Source organism: Leifsonia sp. L25, from assembly GCF_050632895.1.
Genome location: NZ_JBODRZ010000003.1, coordinates 181,160 through 199,863, shown reverse-complemented (window position 1 = coordinate 199,863; position 18,704 = coordinate 181,160). Strand labels below are relative to the sequence as shown.

General features: G+C 72.7%; 19 protein-coding genes and 2 pseudogenes. 8 read left to right on the top strand and 13 right to left on the bottom strand.

Features of this window, described 5'->3' with window-relative positions; genetic code table 11:
- Positions 1–79: 79 nt before the first annotated feature.
- The gene (locus ACRAWC_RS04865) at positions 80–340 is read left to right on the top strand and encodes a hypothetical protein (protein ID WP_431346739.1); all 261 of its coding nucleotides are present in this window, start codon (positions 80–82) and stop codon (positions 338–340) included.
- 10 nt (positions 341–350) lie between these two features.
- Here ACRAWC_RS04865 and ACRAWC_RS04860 read toward each other — a convergent pair whose 3' ends face one another.
- A complete protein-coding gene (locus ACRAWC_RS04860) occupies positions 351–1,706 on the bottom strand; it encodes an MFS transporter (RefSeq protein ID WP_431346738.1) in 1,356 nt (451 codons plus the stop codon).
- Positions 1,707–1,759: 53 nt separating this feature from the next.
- Here ACRAWC_RS04860 and ACRAWC_RS04855 point away from each other — a divergent pair, with 53 nt between their 5' ends.
- The 3 genes from ACRAWC_RS04855 to ACRAWC_RS04845 all read left to right on the top strand — a co-directional run bounded on the left by ACRAWC_RS04855 (position 1,760) and on the right by ACRAWC_RS04845 (position 5,068).
- Positions 1,760–2,716, top strand: coding sequence for a GlxA family transcriptional regulator (locus tag ACRAWC_RS04855; protein WP_431346737.1), 957 nt, complete (start codon positions 1,760–1,762; stop codon positions 2,714–2,716).
- Between the two features lie 258 nt (positions 2,717–2,974).
- Positions 2,975–3,970: a type I glyceraldehyde-3-phosphate dehydrogenase gene (gene gap, locus ACRAWC_RS04850; RefSeq protein WP_431346736.1), complete on the top strand. Its 996-nt coding sequence runs from the start codon at positions 2,975–2,977 to the stop codon at positions 3,968–3,970.
- A 168-nt stretch (positions 3,971–4,138) separates the two neighbouring features.
- The gene (locus ACRAWC_RS04845) at positions 4,139–5,068 is read left to right on the top strand and encodes an MBL fold metallo-hydrolase (RefSeq protein ID WP_431346735.1); all 930 of its coding nucleotides are present in this window, start codon (positions 4,139–4,141) and stop codon (positions 5,066–5,068) included.
- Between the two features lie 4 nt (positions 5,069–5,072).
- Here ACRAWC_RS04845 and ACRAWC_RS04840 read toward each other — a convergent pair whose 3' ends face one another.
- Positions 5,073–5,405 carry a DUF1905 domain-containing protein gene (locus ACRAWC_RS04840; protein WP_431346734.1) on the bottom strand — a complete coding sequence of 111 codons (333 nt, stop codon included), beginning with the start codon at positions 5,403–5,405 and terminating at the stop codon, positions 5,073–5,075.
- 93 nt (positions 5,406–5,498) lie between these two features.
- Between ACRAWC_RS04840 and ACRAWC_RS04835 the strand changes: the two genes are divergently transcribed.
- Positions 5,499–5,894: a DUF7144 family membrane protein gene (locus ACRAWC_RS04835; protein WP_431346733.1), complete on the top strand. Its 396-nt coding sequence runs from the start codon at positions 5,499–5,501 to the stop codon at positions 5,892–5,894.
- 89 nt (positions 5,895–5,983) lie between these two features.
- Positions 5,984–6,610: a hypothetical protein gene (locus tag ACRAWC_RS04830; RefSeq protein ID WP_431346732.1), complete on the top strand. Its 627-nt coding sequence runs from the start codon at positions 5,984–5,986 to the stop codon at positions 6,608–6,610.
- Positions 6,611–6,617: 7 nt separating this feature from the next.
- On the opposite strand, the gene ACRAWC_RS04825 is transcribed toward ACRAWC_RS04830, so the two are convergent.
- Positions 6,618–8,063, bottom strand: coding sequence for a lipase maturation factor family protein (locus tag ACRAWC_RS04825; RefSeq protein WP_431346731.1), 1,446 nt, complete (start codon positions 8,061–8,063; stop codon positions 6,618–6,620).
- 58 nt (positions 8,064–8,121) lie between these two features.
- Complete coding sequence (locus ACRAWC_RS04820; protein WP_431349364.1) at positions 8,122–8,793, bottom strand: endonuclease/exonuclease/phosphatase family protein; 672 nt, start codon at positions 8,791–8,793, stop codon at positions 8,122–8,124.
- Positions 8,794–8,945: 152 nt separating this feature from the next.
- Here ACRAWC_RS04820 and ligD point away from each other — a divergent pair.
- Positions 8,946–9,964 (top strand): annotated as a pseudogene (gene ligD, locus ACRAWC_RS04815) (non-homologous end-joining DNA ligase).
- A gap of 47 nt (positions 9,965–10,011) precedes the next feature.
- On the opposite strand, the gene ACRAWC_RS04810 reads toward ligD, so the two are convergent.
- Genes ACRAWC_RS04810 through ACRAWC_RS04775 form a run of 8 tightly spaced genes read right to left on the bottom strand, consistent with a single transcriptional unit; the run spans position 10,012 to position 16,987 of the window.
- Positions 10,012–11,082: an ATP-dependent DNA ligase gene (locus tag ACRAWC_RS04810; RefSeq protein WP_431346730.1), complete on the bottom strand. Its 1,071-nt coding sequence runs from the start codon at positions 11,080–11,082 to the stop codon at positions 10,012–10,014.
- A 52-nt stretch (positions 11,083–11,134) separates the two neighbouring features.
- Positions 11,135–11,992: an SDR family NAD(P)-dependent oxidoreductase gene (locus tag ACRAWC_RS04805; RefSeq protein ID WP_431346729.1), complete on the bottom strand. Its 858-nt coding sequence runs from the start codon at positions 11,990–11,992 to the stop codon at positions 11,135–11,137.
- 16 nt (positions 11,993–12,008) lie between these two features.
- Complete coding sequence (locus ACRAWC_RS04800) at positions 12,009–12,410, bottom strand: Fe-S oxidoreductase (protein ID WP_431349363.1); 402 nt, start codon at positions 12,408–12,410, stop codon at positions 12,009–12,011.
- Positions 12,410–13,861 carry a dihydrolipoyl dehydrogenase family protein gene (locus tag ACRAWC_RS04795; protein WP_431346728.1) on the bottom strand — a complete coding sequence of 484 codons (1,452 nt, stop codon included), beginning with the start codon at positions 13,859–13,861 and terminating at the stop codon, positions 12,410–12,412. Before ACRAWC_RS04795 ends, ACRAWC_RS04800 begins: the two co-directional genes overlap by 1 nt.
- Before the next feature lie 53 nt (positions 13,862–13,914).
- A complete protein-coding gene (locus ACRAWC_RS04790) occupies positions 13,915–14,700 on the bottom strand; it encodes a crotonase/enoyl-CoA hydratase family protein (RefSeq protein ID WP_431346727.1) in 786 nt (261 codons plus the stop codon).
- 22 nt (positions 14,701–14,722) lie between these two features.
- A complete protein-coding gene (locus ACRAWC_RS04785; RefSeq protein ID WP_431346726.1) occupies positions 14,723–15,682 on the bottom strand; it encodes an arginase family protein in 960 nt (319 codons plus the stop codon).
- The gene (locus tag ACRAWC_RS04780; RefSeq protein WP_431346725.1) at positions 15,679–16,326 is read right to left on the bottom strand and encodes an NADPH-dependent F420 reductase; all 648 of its coding nucleotides are present in this window, start codon (positions 16,324–16,326) and stop codon (positions 15,679–15,681) included. Before ACRAWC_RS04780 ends, ACRAWC_RS04785 begins: the two co-directional genes overlap by 4 nt.
- Before the next feature lie 13 nt (positions 16,327–16,339).
- Positions 16,340–16,987, bottom strand: a complete 648-nt coding sequence (locus tag ACRAWC_RS04775) for a TPM domain-containing protein (protein WP_431346724.1) — start codon at positions 16,985–16,987, stop codon at positions 16,340–16,342.
- Between the two features lie 126 nt (positions 16,988–17,113).
- Between ACRAWC_RS04775 and ACRAWC_RS04770 the strand changes: the two genes are divergently transcribed.
- Positions 17,114–17,857: a gamma-glutamyl-gamma-aminobutyrate hydrolase family protein gene (locus tag ACRAWC_RS04770; protein WP_431346723.1), complete on the top strand. Its 744-nt coding sequence runs from the start codon at positions 17,114–17,116 to the stop codon at positions 17,855–17,857.
- Positions 17,858–18,011: 154 nt separating this feature from the next.
- Here ACRAWC_RS04770 and ACRAWC_RS04765 read toward each other — a convergent pair.
- A pseudogene (locus ACRAWC_RS04765) lies at positions 18,012–18,644 on the bottom strand (protein-L-isoaspartate(D-aspartate) O-methyltransferase); the annotation flags it as partial.
- Positions 18,645–18,704 lie beyond the last annotated feature (60 nt).

The following is an 18,704-nucleotide window of genomic DNA, read 5'->3' as shown; positions in this document are numbered from 1 at the left end:
TCCCTGTCATCGTCGGAGGGCGTCATCCGGGCCCGGAGGACCCGTTCAGGATCGTATATCATCCGGCGACGACTGGCTCGTGGGAATCGTGCTGCGGCGATGGCAGGACGACGTGATGATGGTCTTCGCCGAGCGCATCCTGCCGGTCGACGGGGAAGTCGCAGGCCTCGCCGGATATCGCGTGCCCGATCCGCGGCCCGAGCGGGATGCGCTGATCGCCGCGACCGCCGAGGTCGGCAATCTCACACTGGTCACGCGCAACTCGCGCGACTTCGAGCCGTTCCGGGTCCGGGTGTTCAACCCGTGGATCACCCGGCTCGCGACGGCGGCGAGCGAGTAGTCCGGTCGAGTCAGGCCTGGGCGGTGCCTCGCTGCCGCATGGCCCAGAACACCACCGGAACGAGCAGGGCCGAGAGCAGGCCGCCGGCGATCGACAGCAGGGCGTAGCCCGCGCTCGCCATGACGACCCCGGACATCGCGCTGCCGCCGGCGCCGGCGAGTGCGATCAGCACATCGATCGTGCCCTGCGTACGGGCGCGGTTCGCGGGCGTCGTCGCGTCCACGACCAGGGCCGTGCCGGAGATCAGGCCGAAATTCCAGCCGAGGCCGAGGAGGGCGAGGGCCAGCACCAGGAGCCCGAGCGAGTCAGCGGGTGCGACGGCGCCGACGATCCCGGCGGCGAGCAAGGTCACCGCGGCCGCGATGGCCATCGGGATGCGGCCGACGCGGTCCACGAGCAGGCCGGTCAGCGGGGACGGCAGGTACATCGCGGCGATGTGGATGCCGATGACGACGCCGACCTCCGACAGGTCGTGGTGGTGCGCGCGCATCTCGACGGGCGTCATGGTCATGATCGCGACCATCGCGATCTGGGTGAGGATCATCACGGCGGCGCCGACGATCGCACCGCGGCCGAGCGGGGAGGCCTGGGACGCGGGGGAGGTGGGGGAGGCGTGGGAGGTAGGGGAGGTGGGCGTCGACGTGGGCTCGTTCTGCGCGTCGGCCGTGGGAGCCGCCTCCGCGGCAGCAGCCGAGACGGCCGCCGCCTCCGCATCCGCCGCCAGCCTGCGCGCGAGCAGCAGCGGGTCGGGCCGCAGCAGCAGCGACAGCACGAGTCCCGCGGCGAGATAGGCCGCCGCCGCGAGCAGGAACGGCCCGGCCAGCGCGGGGATGCCGAGCGCGACGGCGACCGAGCCCATCGGCGCGACGAGATTCGGGCCGGCCACCGCGCCGACGGTCGTTGACACGAGGGCGACGCTCACCGCGGTTCCGCGGGCAGAAGGGGCCGCGAGATCGGATCCGGCGTAGCGCGCCTGCAGGTTCGTTGCTGTGCCGGCCCCGTAGACGAGGAGCGCGACGAAGAGCAGTGGAACGCTCCCGATCGCCGCTGCGACGACCACGCCGAGCGCGCCGAGGCCGCCCGCGAAGAAGCCGAGGCCCAGCCCGACGCGGCGTCCGCGGCGCTGGCTGATCCTGCCCACGATGAACGCCGCGCCCGCCGAGCCGAGGGTGAAGAGCGCGGCGGGGAGGCCGGCCAGCGCGTCGGCGCCGACAAGCTGCTGGGCCAGCAGCGCGCCGACCGTGACACCGGCCGCGAGCCCGGCGCCGCCGAGGACCTGGCTGGCGACCACCACGCCGAGCGTGCGGCGCTGAGCCCGGCGGCGGAGGGCCTCGTCCGCGGCGAGGATCCGCTCGGCGGGCGTCACGACTTCTCCATGGGGCTCAGCGTAGGGCCCCGGCACCCCGCTACCCTGATCCCGTGCCCGACCCTCTTCATCGCGTCGCTGTCCTCGTCCTGGAGGGCGCCAAGCCGTTGGACGTCGGCATCCCGGCGCAGGTGCTCACCACCCGGGCGAGCATGCCCTACGAGGTCCGCGTCTGCGGGGCCGCCCCCGGGCTCGTGACCGGCGGGGACGGCCTCTCGTACCACGTGGCGCACGGCCTGGAGGCGCTCGAGTGGGCGGACATCGTGTTCCTGCCCGGGTACCGGCATCCCGACCGTGAGGACCCTCCGGCCGCGGTGGTGGAGGCCCTGCTCGCGGCGCACGCGCGCGGCGCACGGCTGGCCGCGATCTCGACCGGGGCGTTCGCGCTCGCGGCGACCGGACTCCTCGACGGCAAGCGGGCCACGACGCACTGGCACTACACGCGCGCGCTCGCGCACCGCTACCCGCTGATCCGGGTGGACGAGAACGTGCTCTTCGTCGACGAGGGCGATGTGCTCACGTCCGCGGGAGCCGCCAGCGGGATCGACCTCTGCCTGCACATCCTCCGTGGCGACCTGGGCATCGCCGCCGCCAACCACGCCGCCCGCCGCCTGGTCGCCGCGCCGTACCGCAGCGGGGGACAGGCGCAGTACGTCCCGCGCAGCGTGCCGGAGCCGCTCGGCGAACGGTTCGCGGCGGTCCGCGAGTGGGCGCTCCACCGGCTCGGCGACCCGCTCACACTGGAGGTGCTCGCCCGCCGCGCCGCCGTCTCGCCGCGCACGTTCTCGCGCCGGTTCGTGGAGGACACCGGCTACACGCCCATGCAGTGGGTGATGCGGGCGCGCATCGACGTCGCGCGCGAGCTGCTGGAGCGCTCGGAACTCAGCGTCGAGCAGATCGCGGCGGACGTGGGGCTCGGCACCGGCGCCAACCTGCGCCTGCACTTCCAGCGCATCCTCGGCACGACGCCGAGCGAGTACCGGCGCACGTTCAGCGGTGACGCAGGCTGACGCGCCGCCGGCTGAGGGGCCGCGGCCGCGATTCGCGCCGAATGTCGCGTTTCGCGGCGTCACAGTCCACATTCGTGCCGAATGTGCAGGTCGTGATTCGTCACGAATGTGCGCAATGGTCGCGGGATTCGAGACATTCGAGGCGAACGTTCGCGCGGGGCTGCGCTGGCGGGATCCTTTCGAACCGTGACGATCGCGCCCCTGGCGGCGGGGCGCCACGGCGGCGAGGCTGTCAGCGAACGAAAGGATCCCCTCCGCATGACCCGCATCGCCATCAACGGCTTCGGCCGCATCGGCCGTAACGTCCTCCGCGCCCTTCTGGAGCGCGACAGCGACCTGGAGGTCGTGGCCGTCAACGACCTGACCGAGCCGGCCGCGCTCGCCAAGCTCCTGGCCTTCGACTCCACCGGGGGTCGCCTCGGCCGTCCCGTCTCCGTCGATGGGGACGTCCTCGTGGTCGACGGCCGCCGCATCCGCGTGCTCGCCGAGCGCGAGCCGGCGCAGCTCCCATGGGGCGAGCTCGGCGTGGACATCGTGCTCGAGTCCACCGGCCGGTTCACGTCCGCGACCGCCGCTCGCGCCCACCTGGAGGCCGGCGCGAAGAAGGTCCTCGTGAGCGCCCCCGCCGACGGCGCGGACGTCACCCTCGCCTACGGCGTCAACACCGACGCGTACGACCCGGCCGTCCACACGATCGTCTCGAACGCCTCCTGCACCACGAACGCGCTCGCGCCCCTCGCCGCGGTCCTGGACGACCTGGCCGGCATCGAGCACGGCTTCATGACCACGGTGCACGCGTACACGCAGGAGCAGAACCTGCAGGACGGCCCGCACCGCGACCCGCGCCGCGCCCGCGCCGCCGCCGTCAACATCGTGCCGACCACGACCGGCGCGGCGAAGGCGATCGGCCTGGTCCTCCCCAAACTGGACGGCAAGCTGTCCGGCGACTCGATCCGCGTGCCCGTGCCGGTCGGCTCGATCGTGGAGCTGAACACCGTCGTCGCCCGCGACGTCACCCGCGACGACGTGCTCGCCGCGTACCGGGCCGCCGCCGAGGGTCCCCTCGCCGGCGTCCTGGAGTACTCGGAGGACGCCCTGGTGTCCTCCGACATCACCGGCAACCCGGCGTCGTCGATCTTCGACTCGGAGCTCACCCGCGTGGACGGCCGTCACGTGAAGGTCGTCGCCTGGTACGACAACGAGTGGGGCTTCTCCAACCGCGTGGTCGACACGCTGGGACTGCTCGCGGGCTGACACCCGGAGTGCCAGAACGGACCGCGTCCCTCGCCGGGACGCGGTCCGTTCGCCTGCGGCGGGCAGGGGCCGGGCTGTCGCTCCGAACCGTTGCCGCCGGTGGGCGGTCGCGGCGGATCGTCGCCGGGCCGGCCCGCCCGCCGCGGCGTTGTCGGCTAGCGTGTGGGGATGCCCTCCACCGCCGCCGCCGAGGCGATCGCCCCGGGCGTCCGTCGCGTGCGCGTCCCCATGCCGCCCGGCACCGGCCTCCCGTTCAGCAACGCCTACCTGATCGAGGACGCGGACGGCCGCGCCCACGTGATCGACCCGGGCTCGCCGACCCCGGAGGCGCAGGAGACGCTGCGGACGGCCCTCGGCGAAACCCCGGTCGCCGCGATCGTGCTCACCCACCTGCACGCCGACCACTCCGGCGGCGCCGCGGCGCTGGCGGCCGAGACAGGCGCTTCCGTGCTCGTCCACGAGCGCGAGCGGGCGGCGCTCCGGCTGATCGCCGCCGGGCTCCCGGCGCCGGACCTGGAGGCGTGGGGCGTCCCGGCCGAGCGCCGCCCCGAACTCCTCGCCGCCGCCGCCGTGCCGGCCGGTCCGGCGGCGCAGCTCGCGGACGCCGTGATCACGGGCGTGCTGACGGACGGCGACCTGCTCGACCTCCCGGGCCGCCGCCTCCGCGTCGTCGGGACGCCCGGCCACACCGACGGCCACCTCTGCCTGCACGACGAGGAGGCCGGCCTTCTCGTCACGGGCGACCACGTGCTGCCGACGGTCAACTCCGGTCTGGGGCTCGGCGGACCCACCGCCACTAACCCGATCGCCGACTACCTCGAATCGCTCGACAGGGTCGCGCGGCTCGATCGCGGCGGACTGCGCGCCCTCCCCGGCCACGAGGACCCGTTCACCGGCCTGCGCGACCGCTGCGCCGCCCTCGCCGTTCACCACCTCCGCCGCGCGGACGAGGTCGCCGCCCACCCCGGCGGCACCGTGTGGGAGGCGGCGCGCACCCTGACCTGGACCGGCGGCTGGGACGCGCTCGCCGGATTCACCCTGCTCTCCGCGCTGCGGCAGACGGCTCAGCATCGGGAGTACGTCGCCCGACGGGCGTGAGCGACTACAGCAGCGTCTCCACGCCGAGCGTCACCCGGTCGCCGAGCCCGACGCCCTCGCGCCGACGCACGTCGCCCTTGATCGCCACGACGTACGCCCCGTCCGCGCTCTCCGGGAACACCGACGTCGACCAGCGCGATCCGCCGAGCGTCACCATCACCTTGACCGAGCCCCAGCCGGCGGGCGGGTGCGGCTGCAGGCGGATCTCCTCCGAGATGTCGTCGGGCAGGCGGGCGAACACCCAGAGGTCGCGCCGCGCCTCCCAGCGGAACAGCTCCGTCTCGAACTCGTAGCGCACGCCGGACATGACCTCCACACTGCCACCGACCCCCGACATCGCGCGCACGCGCCCGACCGAAACCGACCGGCATCGCCCCTGCCCCGTGCGGCATCCGCGGCGCTATCCTCACACCGACCGTCAGGAGGAGCCATGTCCGTCACCCGCCCCGGCACCGTCACATTCGTGGCCGTGCTCGCCTACATCAACGGCGTCCTCAACCTCGTCGGCGGCGTGATCATCCTGTTCACGCGCGACCAGATGGCGCGTGCGTCGAACTCCGGCGCGCAGGCCGGGCTCATCACCTCCGCGATCCTAGCGATCATCCTCGGGATCGTGATCCTCGTCGTCGCCCGCGGCCTCCTGAACGGCAGCCGGTTCGCGCGCGGGCTCGTCACCGTCGTCATGATCCTCAACGCTATCGGCGGCGTCCTCCTGCTGTTCAGCCTCCAGTTCTTCAGCGGGATCCTGGAGATCCTCTGGGCCATCGTCATGCTCTCGCTGCTCTACACGCAGCGTGCCAACGCGTTCTTCGCGAGCCGCGGCTGACCGATCGCGCCGAGCTGTCGGCGCGATCGGACAGAATGGGAGGTGGCGCCGACGCCCGGCGTCCCCGACCGACCCGAAAGGCTGTGGCCATGCGCTGGCCGAACTGGCTCAGGAAGAGCACGGTGAAGACCGTGCGCACGCGTCCCTTCGACGAGGACGCGCTGCCGGAGCCCGCCGCGCCGACGCTGGAGCAGACCGTCGACGAAGGTATGCTCCTGGCGGAATACGCCACCCGGATGGCGGTCAAGAACCACATCGTGGTCGATACGCTGCAGTACGGCAACGACTTCGACGCCGCCCGGCACACAGGCGAGGCGGCGCACCTGCTGCGCGAACTCGCCTCCGAGCAGGGGGAGGCCGCCGGACGGATCGACGCGGACCTGGAGGCGGCGCAGGGCCTCCGCGGCGACGCCACCCACCCGCACGACTACCGCGACGTGGACGTGGCGAACCTGCGGCTGCGCCGCGACGCGGCGGTCGCGCTGGCGAGCGCGCTGCGAGCGAAGGCCGACTCGGAGGAAGAACTGCTCGCCCTGGTCGAGCGCGGCCGGGTCGACGCCTGGGACGATGTCGGCCGGGCGATCGAGGCCGGGCTGGACGCGTTCTCGGGCGTGGAAGCGCTGAAGGCCGACTACGAGCGGGAGAAGCCGGGGCGGCTGAAGCTGCTGATCTGGCGCGACCTGGCCCGGCTGCAGGAGGAGCGCACGGGGTACTGAGGGCCGCTCACCCGCCGTCGCGCAGCGCCACCGGCGGCACCAGCGTCCCCACCTCCGTGCGCACCCACCGGTCCCCGGTCGCACGCTTCTCGGCGTGCGTCGCGAACCGGTACAGGAACATCCGGGCGCGCACCGATCGCGGCGCCCGGCCGCCGAACGGGTCGAGCCGCAGCAGCCGCAGGGTCGGCCGGTCGGCCTCCAGCAGCCGCAGCAGGAACACCTCGAACCACGGCGAGTCCCGGGAGCCCAGCGCGAGGAACCACATCAGCCAGTCCAGCCGTAGATGGTACGGCGCGTACTGCCGCGGCAGCCTCCGCGGGTCGCCCGGCTTGCCCCTGAACCCGTACTCGCGCCACTCGGCGCCGGGGTCGTGCGGGTCGTCGGCCGTGCCCTCCACGACCACCTCGTAGCGCTCCTTCGTCACGCTCCCGAACGCGCCGTAGGCGTTGACCAGATGCCAGCGGTTGAAGCTCGCGTTCATCAACTGCCGCCGGCGGAACAGGTTCCGCAGCGGCCACCAGCTCAGCGCCACCAGGAAGGCGCTCACCAGGAGCGCGACGACCGCGAACCAGAGCGGCACGTCCGCCGCGCCGACCCGGACGTGGATCGCGCCGCCGCTGATCCACCGCCACGCGCCGTCGCTGACGCCCGCGAAGGCGAGCACGATCGTGATCCAGTTGAGCCAGGCGAAGTTGCCGGTCGCGACGAGCCAGAGCTGGGTCAGGATGACCAACGCGGCCGCGGCGCTCGCCACCGGCTGCGGCAGGAACAGCAGCCACGGCACGATCAGCTGCGCGAAGTGGTTGCCGAGCACCTCCACGCGGTGCCACCACTTCGGCAGCAGGTGCGCGGTGCGGCTGAGCGGGTTCGGCATCGGCTGGGTTTCGTGGTGGTAGTACAGCGCGGTCAGGTCGCGCCAGGACCGGTCGCCGCGCATCTTGATCATCCCGGCGCCGAACTCCAGCCGGAACACCAGCCAGCGCACCAGGATGACGATCGTGATCGGGGGAGCGGTGTCCCCGGACCCGAGGAAGGCGACGGTGAAGCCGGCCTCGCAGATCAGGCTCTCCCAGCCGAAGCCGTAGAAGGTCTGGCCGATGTTCGCGATCGAGAGGTACAGGAACCAGACGATCAGGAACACGGGCACGAACACGTACGACGGCGTGAGCTGAAGGACGCCGACAACGACGAGCGCCGCGAGCGCGGCCCCGGTCCAGGCGACGGCGCGCAGCAGGCGGTCCGAGTACCTCCAGCGGAACAGCGTCGGCTGCCGCCGGGCGTACGTCGACCGCAGGAAGCGCGGCGCCGGCAGCAGGCCGTGCTCGCCGAGCAGCGCGGGGAACTGCGCGACGGCCGAGAGGAACGCCACGACGTAGAGGGCCGCCACGCCGCGCTGCAGGATCTCCCGCGCGATCGTGTACTCGGTCCCGGCCAGCCAGCCCAGCGCACTCATCGGACCTCACCGTACGCTCGCCGGGGCCGCGGGCGAACGCCGGATCGGGAGGTGAGGACTAGGCCGCCAGCTCTGCGTCCAGCCGGATGGCCCGGTGGTCCGACGCGCCGGCAGGGAGCACGTCCACCCGGTCCACATCGAAGCCGGTGGAGGTCACGAAGTCGAAGTACCCGCTGAAGAACTTGTATCGGAGGTAGGTCGGTTCGTCGGTGCGCTTGAGCGTGTAGCCGGACGTGGTCAGATGCCGCTCCAGCCCGCGGATGAACCACGGGTAGTTGAAGTCGCCGACCATGATCGCCGGCGTATCCGGGGCGAGCGAGCGCATCCCTTCGTGGGCGGCGGCGATCTGCTTGCGACGCAACGAGTTGGAGGCCGTGAGCGGCGCGGCGTGGAATGAGCCGATCAGCACGCGCTCGCCGGAGTCGCGGTCGCGAAGCAGGGCGGCGAGCAGGCGCTCGTTGGCGGGGGCGAGCACGCGGTCGTGGAGGGACTTCTGCACGGCGAAGACCTGCGTGTCCAGCACCTCCCAGCGCTCGTCGCGCACGTAGACGGCGAGGCCGAGCCGGTTGGCCTTGGTGGTGTCGGCGAGCTGGAGGTCGTGCAGGCGGGGCGCGAGCGCCTCGCTGTCGCACTCCTGCAGACACAGCGCGTCGGCGTCGTACGTCTTGGCGATGTCCTCGAGTTCGTGACCGGCGGCGTGCTTGCGCAGGTTGTAGCTGATGATCCTCAGGGCCCCGCACCTCCTCGCGTCGTAGCGTTGCCGGGCGACGCCCGGTCTCCGCTCATTGTGGCCCCACCATCATGCTGCACAACGAGGACCGGTCGCATCCCACACGGAATTCACACCCTGGTCATCGCCCGTTGGGCCGGTACGGTGGTCGCATGGCAGGCGACGCAGTCATCCTCACGGTGCCCGGTCCGCACGGGGATCGGGAGATCCGCATCTCGAGTCCGGGCCGGGTGCTCTACCCGGACCTCGGGATCACGAAGCTCGACCTCGCGAACTACCTGGTGGAGGTCGGCGAGGCGTTCGTCCGGGCCAACGGCGACCGGCCGCTGTCGCTGCAGCGCTTCCCGGAAGGGATCGACGGCGAGCAGTTCTTCTCCAAGAACCCGCCGCGCGGCACCCCGGACTTCGTCCGCTCGGTGATGGTCGTCTACCCGAGCGCGCGGTCGCATCCGCAGCTCGTCATCGACGAGCCGGCCGCGGCGGTGTGGGCGGCGCAGATGAACACGATCGTGTTCCACCCGTGGCCGTCGCGAGCGGAGGACTCGGACAACCCCGACCAGTTGCGGATCGACCTCGACCCGCAGCCGGGAACGGACTTCACCGACGCGATCCCCGCCGCGATCGAGCTGCGTGCGGTGCTTTCCGAGGCCGGGCTGGAGACGTACATCAAGACCTCGGGCAACCGCGGCCTCCACGTGTTCGCGCCGATCGAGCCGGCGCGGGAGTTCCTCGACGTACGGCACGCGGTCATCGCGGCGGCGCGCGAGCTGGAGCGGCGGATGCCGGAGAAGGTGACGACCGCGTGGTGGAAGGAGGAGCGTGGCGAGCGGATCTTCGTCGACTTCAACCAGGCCAACCGCGATCGCACGATGGCGGGGGCGTACAGCCCGCGGGCGCTGGCCCACGCGCCGGTCTCCACGCCGGTGACCTGGGACGAGCTGCCGGAGGTCGACCCGCGCGACTTCACGGTGCGCACGGTCCCGGAGCGGCTGCGCAGCACCGGCGACCCGTGGCAGGACTTCGGCGAGCGCCCCGGCACGATCGACACGCTGCTGGAGTGGTGGCAGCGCGACCTCGACGACGGCCTCGGCGAGCTCCCTTCCCGCCCGACTACCCCAAGATGCCCGGCGAGCCCCCGCGCGTCCAACCCAGCCGAGCCAAGAAGCCGTAGCCACCCGCCGAGTTCGTGCGTGGTCGCCGGTTCGGGGCGGGGCGGGGTCAGGACATGACGTCGGCGAGGTCGTAGGCGATGGGGCGGTCGAGCTGGTCGTAGGTGCAGGAGGCCGCGTCGCGGTCGGGTCGCCAGCGCTCGAACTGCGCAGTGTGCCGGAAGCGCCAGCCCTCCATCTGGTCGTAGCGCACCTCCATGACCCGCTCCGGGCGCAGGCGCACGAACGACACGTCCTTGCTCGCCGAGAACCGGCTGCGATCGGTCTCGCCGGTGACCGCGGCGCCGCTGTCGTCGCGCTCGACCAGCGGCTCCAGGTCGTCGACGAGCTGGAGGCGGACCTTGTCGCTGAACGCGGAGACGCCGCCGACGTTCCGCAGCACGCCGTCGTCGCCGTAGAGGCCGACGAGGAGCGACCCGACGCCCTGGCCGCTCTTGTGCACGCGGTAGCCGAGCACCACGACGTCGGCCGTGCGGTGGTGCTTGATCTTGAGCATGGTCCGCTTGTTCGGCGCGTACACGCCGTCCAGCGGCTTGGCGACGACGCCGTCGAGCCCCGCGCCCTCGAACTCGACGAGCCACTGCCGGGCGCGCTCGGTGTCGACGGTCGTCCTGGTGACTCGGATGGGGTCGGGCAGGTCGCCGGCGAACTCTTCCAGGGCCGCGCGCCGCTCGGAGAACGGCCGGTCGAGGTAGGACTCGGAACCGAGCGCGAGCAGGTCGAACGCGACGAAGGTGGCCGGGGTCTGCTCGGAGAGCAGCTTCACCCGGCTGGCGGCGGGATGGATGCGCTGCGAGAGCGCCTCCCAGTCGAGCCGCTGCGCGCCGGGCTCGCCGGTGGGGACGACGATCTCGCCGTCGAGGATGCACGGGCCGGGCAGCAGCTCGCGGAACGCCGCGATGAGCTCCGGGAAGTAGCGGGTCAGCATCTTGGAGCCGCGGCTGCCGATCTCGATGCGGCCGATCGTGCCGTCACCGGCGTCGTCGGCGTAGACGAGCGCGCGGAAGCCGTCCCATTTCGGCTCGAAGCTGAGGCCGCCGGGGACGCTGTCCTGGTCGGGGACGGCGGGCACCGCTTTGGCGAGCATGGGGGCGACGGGGGAGTCGGAGGTCGGACGCATGTCTCGATCATGCCGTGACGCGCAGCCATCCGGAAGGGCGCTCCGGAGGATGTCAGCCTCGCTCCGCGACTCCGGTGAGACCCTGGCTCAGCGTCCACAGGTCGCGGGCGAGCTGCGGGTCCTTCGCCTGCCGGGTCACCCTGCCGTTGGCCCTGAAGCGGTCGAAGTACGTCCCGCTCGGCGTCCCGACCGGCAGCGGGCCGGTGAGCCGTTCCAGTGGCGCGGCGCCCTCCTCCGGGGTGACACCGTACCGTCCGCCGGTCACGGCACCCCCGAACCGGATGAGCGGGGAGCTCGCTCCGAAGCGGGTCACGACGGTGCCCGGATGGAAGGAGTAGGCCGTGACGCCGGTGCCGGTGAGTCGTTCCGCGAGTTCGGCGACGAACAGGATGGTCGCGATCTTGGATGTGCCGTACGCCCGCCAGCCGCCGCGCCAGCGCCGCCGCTCCCAGTCGAGGTCGTCCAGCCGCACGTTGCCGAACAGGTTGGCCATGCTCGCGGTCGACACCACGCGCACGTCGCGCCCCGACCGCGCGGACTCCACCAGACGCGGCCGCAGCAGGTGGGTGAGCAGGAACGGCGCCAGGTGGTTGAGCTGGATGGTGCGCTCGTGCCCGTCGACGGTGATGCGCCGCTCGTGGTACAGGCCGCCCGCGTTGTTGGCGAGCACGTCGATGGTGTCGTATCGGTCGAGGAGGGCGGCGGCGAGCGCGCGCACGTCGTCCAGGCGCTCGAAGTCGGCGAGGAACGGCGTGGCCCCGATCCGCTCCGCGATCGCGCGCGTCCGCTCCGGGTCGCGGCCGACCACGGCCACGTCGTCGCCGGCTGCGGCGAGCCGTTCCGCGGCGACGGCGCCGATGCCGGAGCTGGCGCCGGTGACGACGACGGTGCGCCGCTCCTGCCCGTTCATCGGGACTCCTGGGCGTTCATCGGTAGCCGCCTTTCTCGAGGCCCGCCTCGATCTCGAACCGGTTGCGCAGCGGGTCGCGCCCCGCCAGCAGGTAGAGGAACGGGAAGAGCATGCCGTAGCGCTGCCACTGCCGCTTGTGGACGGCCTCGTGCTCGAGGACGTGATCGCTGACGTTCCGGTCGGTGAGGTAGCAGGCGCCGACGCACGACCCGCCACGGCCGAACGTCCGCCGGGGCATGTCGCGGAACACGAACAGCCCGCCACGCCGCTCGACGCGGCCCGTGCTCCACGCGAAGCCCCAGACCATTCCGACCGCGGTCGCGTACAGGTAGCCGAGCCGGCTGATCGGCGAGTCGAGGAAGACCGCTGAGAGCGACCGCACTACGTCTCCGCGAGCCCTCCCCTCCGCACGATTCATCACAGCGCGGGCCGGCCGTACGTCTCGAGCAGCCGCAGCCAGACCTCGCTGACAGTCGGGTAGGACGGCACCGCGTGCCAGAGCCGCTCCAGCGGCACCTCGCCGACGATGGCGACCGTCGCCGAGTGCAGCAGCTCGCCGACGTCCTGTCCGACGAAGGTCGCGCCGAGGACGACGCCGCGGTCCTCGTCCACGACCATGCGCGCCAGGCCGTCGTAGTCGTCGGCCAGCACGTACGCGCCGCTCACCGAGCCGATCGGGTAGTCCACCACGCGGGTGCGATAGCCGGCCTTCTCGGCCGCCGCCGCGGTCAGCCCGACGGAGGCCACCTCCGGCTCGGTGAACGTGACCTGCGGTACCGCCTGGTGGTCGGCGGTCGCGACGAACGCGCCCCACGGTGCGAGGGAGACCTCGTGGCCCTTCGCCCGGGCGGCGATCGCGTCGCCGGCCGCGCGGCCCTGGTACTTGCCCTGGTGCGTGAACAGCGCGCGGTGGTTGACGTCGCCCACGGCGTACAGCCACCCGCCGTCGACCGGCTCGCCCGCCGGGTCGAGCACGCGCATGCTGTCGTCGACGGTGAGCCAGCCGCCGTCCTCCAGCCCGAAGTCCTGCAGCCCGAGGCCCGAGGTGCGCGGCAGCCGGCCGGTCGCGACCAGGAGCTCGTCGGCCTCCACCACCGTGCCGTCGCCGAGCCGGATGCGGAACCGGTCGTCGTCGCCGCGCTCGACGGACTCGGTCGTGACGTCGAGGTGCACGTCGACCCCGAGCTCCGTCAGCGCCGCAGCGACGCGTTCGCCGGCGAAGGGCTCGGCGCCGCCGAGCAGCCCGTGGCGCGCGATGAGGTGCACCTCCGTCCCGAAGCCCGCGAAGGCGGTCGCCATCTCGGTCCCGACCGTCCCGCCGCCCAGGACCGCCAGCGACACCGGCACGCGCTGGACGCTCGTCGCGTCGCGGCTCGTCCACGGCTCGCTCTCGCGCAATCCCGGGATGTCGGGCAGCAGCGCCGCGGAGCCGGTGCAGACGGCCACCGCGTGCGTCGCGGTGAGGACGGTGGTCACGCCGTCATCGCCCGTGACGGTGACCTCGCGCGGCGCGGAGATGGTGGCCCAGCCGCGGACCAGGTCGATGCCCGCGCCCTTCAGCCACTCCACCTGCCCGTCGTCCTTCCAGTCGCTGGTCATGTAGTCGCGCCGGCGGAGCACCGCGGCGACGTCCAGCGGCCCGGTGACGGCCTCCCGTGCACCGCCGACGCGCTGCGCCGCCCGGAGCGCGGCGGCCGAGCGCAGCAGGGTCTTCGACGGGATGCAGGCCCAGTACGAGCACTCGCCCCCGACGAGCTCGGCCTCGACGATCACCGTGCGCATTCCGCCCTGGGCGGCGCGATCGGCGACGTTCTCGCCGACCGCTCCGGCTCCGATGACGATGACGTCGTACTCGGTCGTTGCGGGCATCTCTCCTCCTGGGTGGTCGCGGTCTCGGGTCGGGCTGGACGGAGTGCGAGGCGTCAGCGCCCCACGAACTCCGCCGGAGTGCGGGTCAGGAACGCCTGCATGCCGATGCGGGCGTCCTCGCTGCCGGCCAGCCGGACGAGCGCCGGCTGGAGCGCGGACTCGGCCGCCGCGTCGCCGTCGCGTACGGCGATGACCGCGTTCGCGAGCGTCGCCTGGACCGCCAGCGGCGCCTGGGCGGCGATCCGCTCGGCGATGGCCAGCGCGGCATCGAGCTGGGCGCCGTCGTCGACGACCTCCTGCACGAGCCCCATCCGGTAGGCCTCGTCCGCGTCGAAGGGGTCGCCCGTGAGGATGTACCGCATGGCGTCGCCCCAGCCCGCCGCGCGCGGGAACCGGATGGTCGCGCCGCCGAACGGCAGGATGCCGCGCGCGACCTCGATCTGCGCGAACGTGGTCGAGCGAGCCGCGACCGCGACGTCGGCCGCGAGGATGAGTTCGATGCCGAGCGTGAGGCAGGTGCCCTGCACCGCGACCACGACCGGCTTGCGGACCCGCGGCCCCGAGACGCCCCACGGGTCGACGCCCGTGTCGCCGACGAACGACAGCCCTTCCGGGCCGATGCGCGGCGCGACGTCGGCGAGGTCGAGGCCTCCGGTGAAGTGGTCGCCGATCGCGTGGACGACACCGACCCGCAGCTCGGGATCGCGGTCGAGCTCCCCGTAGGCCTCGGCCAGCGCGTTCAGCAGCTCATAGTCCGCCGCGTTGCGCTTGTCGGGACGGTTGAGACCGATCAGCAGCACGTGGCCGCGCCGCTCGGTCAGGATTTTCGGTTCGCTCATGCCTCTCAAGCTACCGGCGGGATCAGCGGACGTCATCCGGCGGGGCGGTATCCGTGGACAAGTGGCGCGGGCCGTGATCTGTGGAGGAACCTCCGCCCGCCGAGCCGGCCTCGGCCGAGCCGGCCTCGGCGCCGTTCTTCAAGGGCGCCGTCAGGCTCCCGAGCACCCGCAGGATCACGCTGAGGTCCCGCCCCGCCGCGTCCGGCGACTCGGGCGCGAACTCCGTCACTGCCGCGCCGGCCAGCTCGAACCGCGTGCGCAGCGCCCGGATGGCATCCGTGAGCTGCTCCGGCGACACCCCGAACGGTTCCGGGAACCCGATGCCCTCGATCGCGGACGGGTCGAGCACATCGAGGTCCACGTGCAGGTAGACCGCCGTCGCGCCGGTCGCCTCCACTGCGCGCACCAGCGCTTGCGGGTCCTCGAACTCGCCCGGTGCGATCACGCGGATCCCCATCCGCTCCACGAACGCCGACTCGCCGTCGTCGAGGGCGCGGGTGCCGGCGAGGACGAGCTGCTCGTGGTGCAGGCGGGCCGCACCGGTCGCCGCCAGCCCGTCCGGACCGTCGCCGAGAAGGGCGCGGACGACCATGCCGTGGAAGGCGCCGGACGGCGAGGTCGACACGTTGTTGAGGTCGCCGTGCGCGTCGAACCACACGACCGCGACCGACCCGGCCGGGTGCGACTCGACCGCGTGCTGGACGCCGGCGAGGTCGGCGCCGCAGTCGCCGCCGATCGTGACGACAGGCGCCTCCAGCACCGCCAGCTCCGACGCCGCGAGTTCGCGGACCAGGCTGAGCGACGAGTACCGCAGCACGCCCGTCCCGAGCGCCTCGCCCGCCGCCGCGGGGACCGCCACGCCGTGGGTGGCGGCCGCGGGGAGGTCGCCGCGGATGGCCTCCGCGCCGTCGATCAGCCGCATCGCCCGGGAGGAGCCGGAGCCCTGCCATTGCGGTACGACGAGGAACGATGCCGGGCTCATCCTTTTTCCTTCCGTGTCGCCGCCGCGGCCGCGTTGCGCAGGCCGGAGGCGGTCAGATGCTGCCCGTAGGCGGGCATGTCGCGCTCGAACCGCCAGCCTTCGGCGAGCGGGCCGAGGTCGACCACGTCGAAGCCGAACTCGTCCAGCAGCTCGGAGACGAGAGCCTTCGCGTCGCCGTCGTCGCCCGCGATCGCGAGGGCGCGGCGCCCGGGAGTGCCCGGCGGCGAGGCATCCGCGGTGAGGTTCGCCGCCGGGATGTGGTTGAACGCCTTGACGACGCTCGCCTCGGGCAGGATGCGCTGCAGCAGCCCGGACACCGTCTCGCGGCCGTCCTCGAGCTCGGGGATGACGCCGTCGCGTGCGGGGTAGTAGTTGCCGGTGTCGATCGCGACCTTGCCGGCGAACGCGGCGGACGGCAGCGATGCGATCGAGCGCAGCGGGATGGCGACCACGACGATGTCGCCGGCCTGGGCGGCCTCCGTCACCGTCCCGGCGCGCGCGTGCGGACCGAGCTCGCCGACCAGCGCGGATAGCGACTGCGGCGCCCGCGAGTTGCTGATGACGATCTCGTACCCGTGCGCGATCCCGAGGCGGGCGAGCTGGCTGCCGATGCGCCCCGCCCCCACCAGGCCCAGAGTGGTCATGATGCGCCCGCCGTCACGATGCGACCTCCCGGTGCTCCACGTCCTGCTGTGCGCCGCGTCTGCGCCGGAGCACCAGCCAGAGCACGACGCCGCCGACGATCAGGACGACCGCCAAGGCCACCCAGAAGATCACGGTCCCTCCGCTGTCGCCGACCGCCGCGCCGAGCGCCTGTGCCGCGGTTACGGCGGCGGGTGTCCAGTCCTGCGTGCGGAGCTTCGGCTCGACCTGCGTCTGCTCGATGGTGGTCAGCTCGCGGTCGCTGACCGGGCCGCTGCTGTCGCCGGACAGGTAGTACGACTGGCCGTCCGTCGCGACCGCGAGCAAGTAGTCGGTCGGACCGAGGTCGTTGCGGGCGGCGGTCTCGTTGGCCCAGTCCTCCGCGTCGGTCGGGTTGGTGAACTGGTCGACGTAGGCGACGTAGAGGCGGATGCCGTGGTCCTTGTAGAGGGAGGCCGAGGCCGCCTCGATCGTGTCCACGTCGGCGTCCGAGAGCACGCTCGCCTGGTCCACGACGTGGCCGGAGCCGAAGTCGACCGGGTCCGCCGTGCGCACCGCCTGCGCCGCGGGCGCGGACAGGACGAGCGGGGCGGACACCGCGCCCACCACGAGAAGCAGGGCGATGAGCGGTCGACGCCCGATCAGCGAACGGTGCACAGACATTCACCCACTCTCCCGAGCTTTCCTGTCATCGAGCCGAGTCTATGAGCGCGCTCCCGGCCGTGTCACTGTTTCGACCTGTTACGCGTCCGCGTGCGTCGCGGCTGCGGCCGCCGCAGAATTGCTGTCATGTCCCCGGCCGCCCGCACACTCGCCGTCGTCGAGGCGACGCGCTTCCGCGGCCACGATCCGGAATACCACGCGTATGTGCAGGTGCTCGTCGGGGGAGTCGTCCGTGCGGCGGAGGCCGACGGGTGGGCAGTCTCCCGGCTGGCGGCGGACCGCGGAACCGACGCCCTGCTGGCCGCGACCGAGAACGCTGACGCCGTGGTGATCGTAGGCGGCGAGGACATCGCGCCGCCGTTCTACGGCGGCTCGGCAGGCTACCCGCACGAGAGCCTGCACCGCGAGACGGCGGACGCCGCGCAGCTCGCGCTCGTGCACAGCGCGATCGCGCGCGGCCTCCCGCTCCTCGGCATCTGCCGGGGCCTGCAGATCGTCAACGTCGCGCTCGGCGGCACCCTCGTCCAGGACCTGGGGGAGTCCGACCATGTACGCCGCGGCGTGCCCATCCCGGAGGTGCTCACGACGCATCCTGTGCTGCTGGAGCCGGACAGCCGAGTGGAGGAGCTGCTCGGCGGCCCCGTGGTCTCCGTTCGCAGCGCTCACCATCAGGCGGTGGATGTCGTGGGCGCGGGCCTCCGCGTCACCGGGCGCGCGCCCGACGGGCACGTCGAGGCGATCGAGCACGAGACGGCGCCGATCCTCGCGGTGCAGTGGCACCCGGAGGACCCGGGAGCGCCCGCCGGCCAGCTCGCCGCGCTGCTGGGCGCGTTGCGCGCGACCGTGCCCGCGGCCTCCCTCGCGGCCTGACGCGGTCCCCACCGCGCACTTTCGGCACGAATGTCGCGAATGCCGGCGCGAAACGCGACATTCGTCACCAATGTGTCGGCGCCGCGGCAGGCGCTTTCGGCACGAATGTGGTGAATGGCGCCGCGAAACGCGACATTCGGCACGAATGTGCGCGTCAGGTTCGCCAGCCCTGGTCGCCGATCAGGGCGACGAATGCGACCGCGCCGAGGTTGCGCTCGTGCAGCGAGCCGTCGGCGGCGCGCTCGAACACGGCCAAGTGCTGGGCGCCTCCCGGATGTCCGACCGGCATCACGATGCGGCCGCCCGGCGCGAGCTGCTCGGGCCAGGCGCGCGGCACGGTCGGCCCGGTCGCCGCGGCCACGATCGCGTCATAGGGCGCCCCGGCCGGCCAGCCGAGCGTCCCGTCGCCCGTCACGACGTTCACCCGGTAGCCGAGCGCCTCCAGGGTCGCCGCCGCGGTGACGGCGAGCTCGGCATGCCGCTCGATGCTGATCACCCGATGGCCGAGCTCCGCGGCGACCGCGGCTGCATAGCCCGAGCCGGTGCCGACGTCGAGCACGGCGTCCTCCGGGCCGATCCGGGCGGCCTCCAGCATGAGCGCGACGATGTACGGCTGGGAGATGGTCTGGCCGTCGCCGATCGGCATCGGATGGTCCTCGTACGCGAACCGCTCCGCGCCCTCCGGGACGAACTCGTGCCTCGGCACGCGTCTCATCGCATCGAGCACCCGCTGGTCCTCGATCCCGCGGAGGCGGAGCTGCTCCTCGACCATCCGCTCGCGTTCGGCGCTGAATTCCCTGTTCGTACGGCTATTGAACCACCGCGGCCCGGTGGTCCTGAAGCCCGG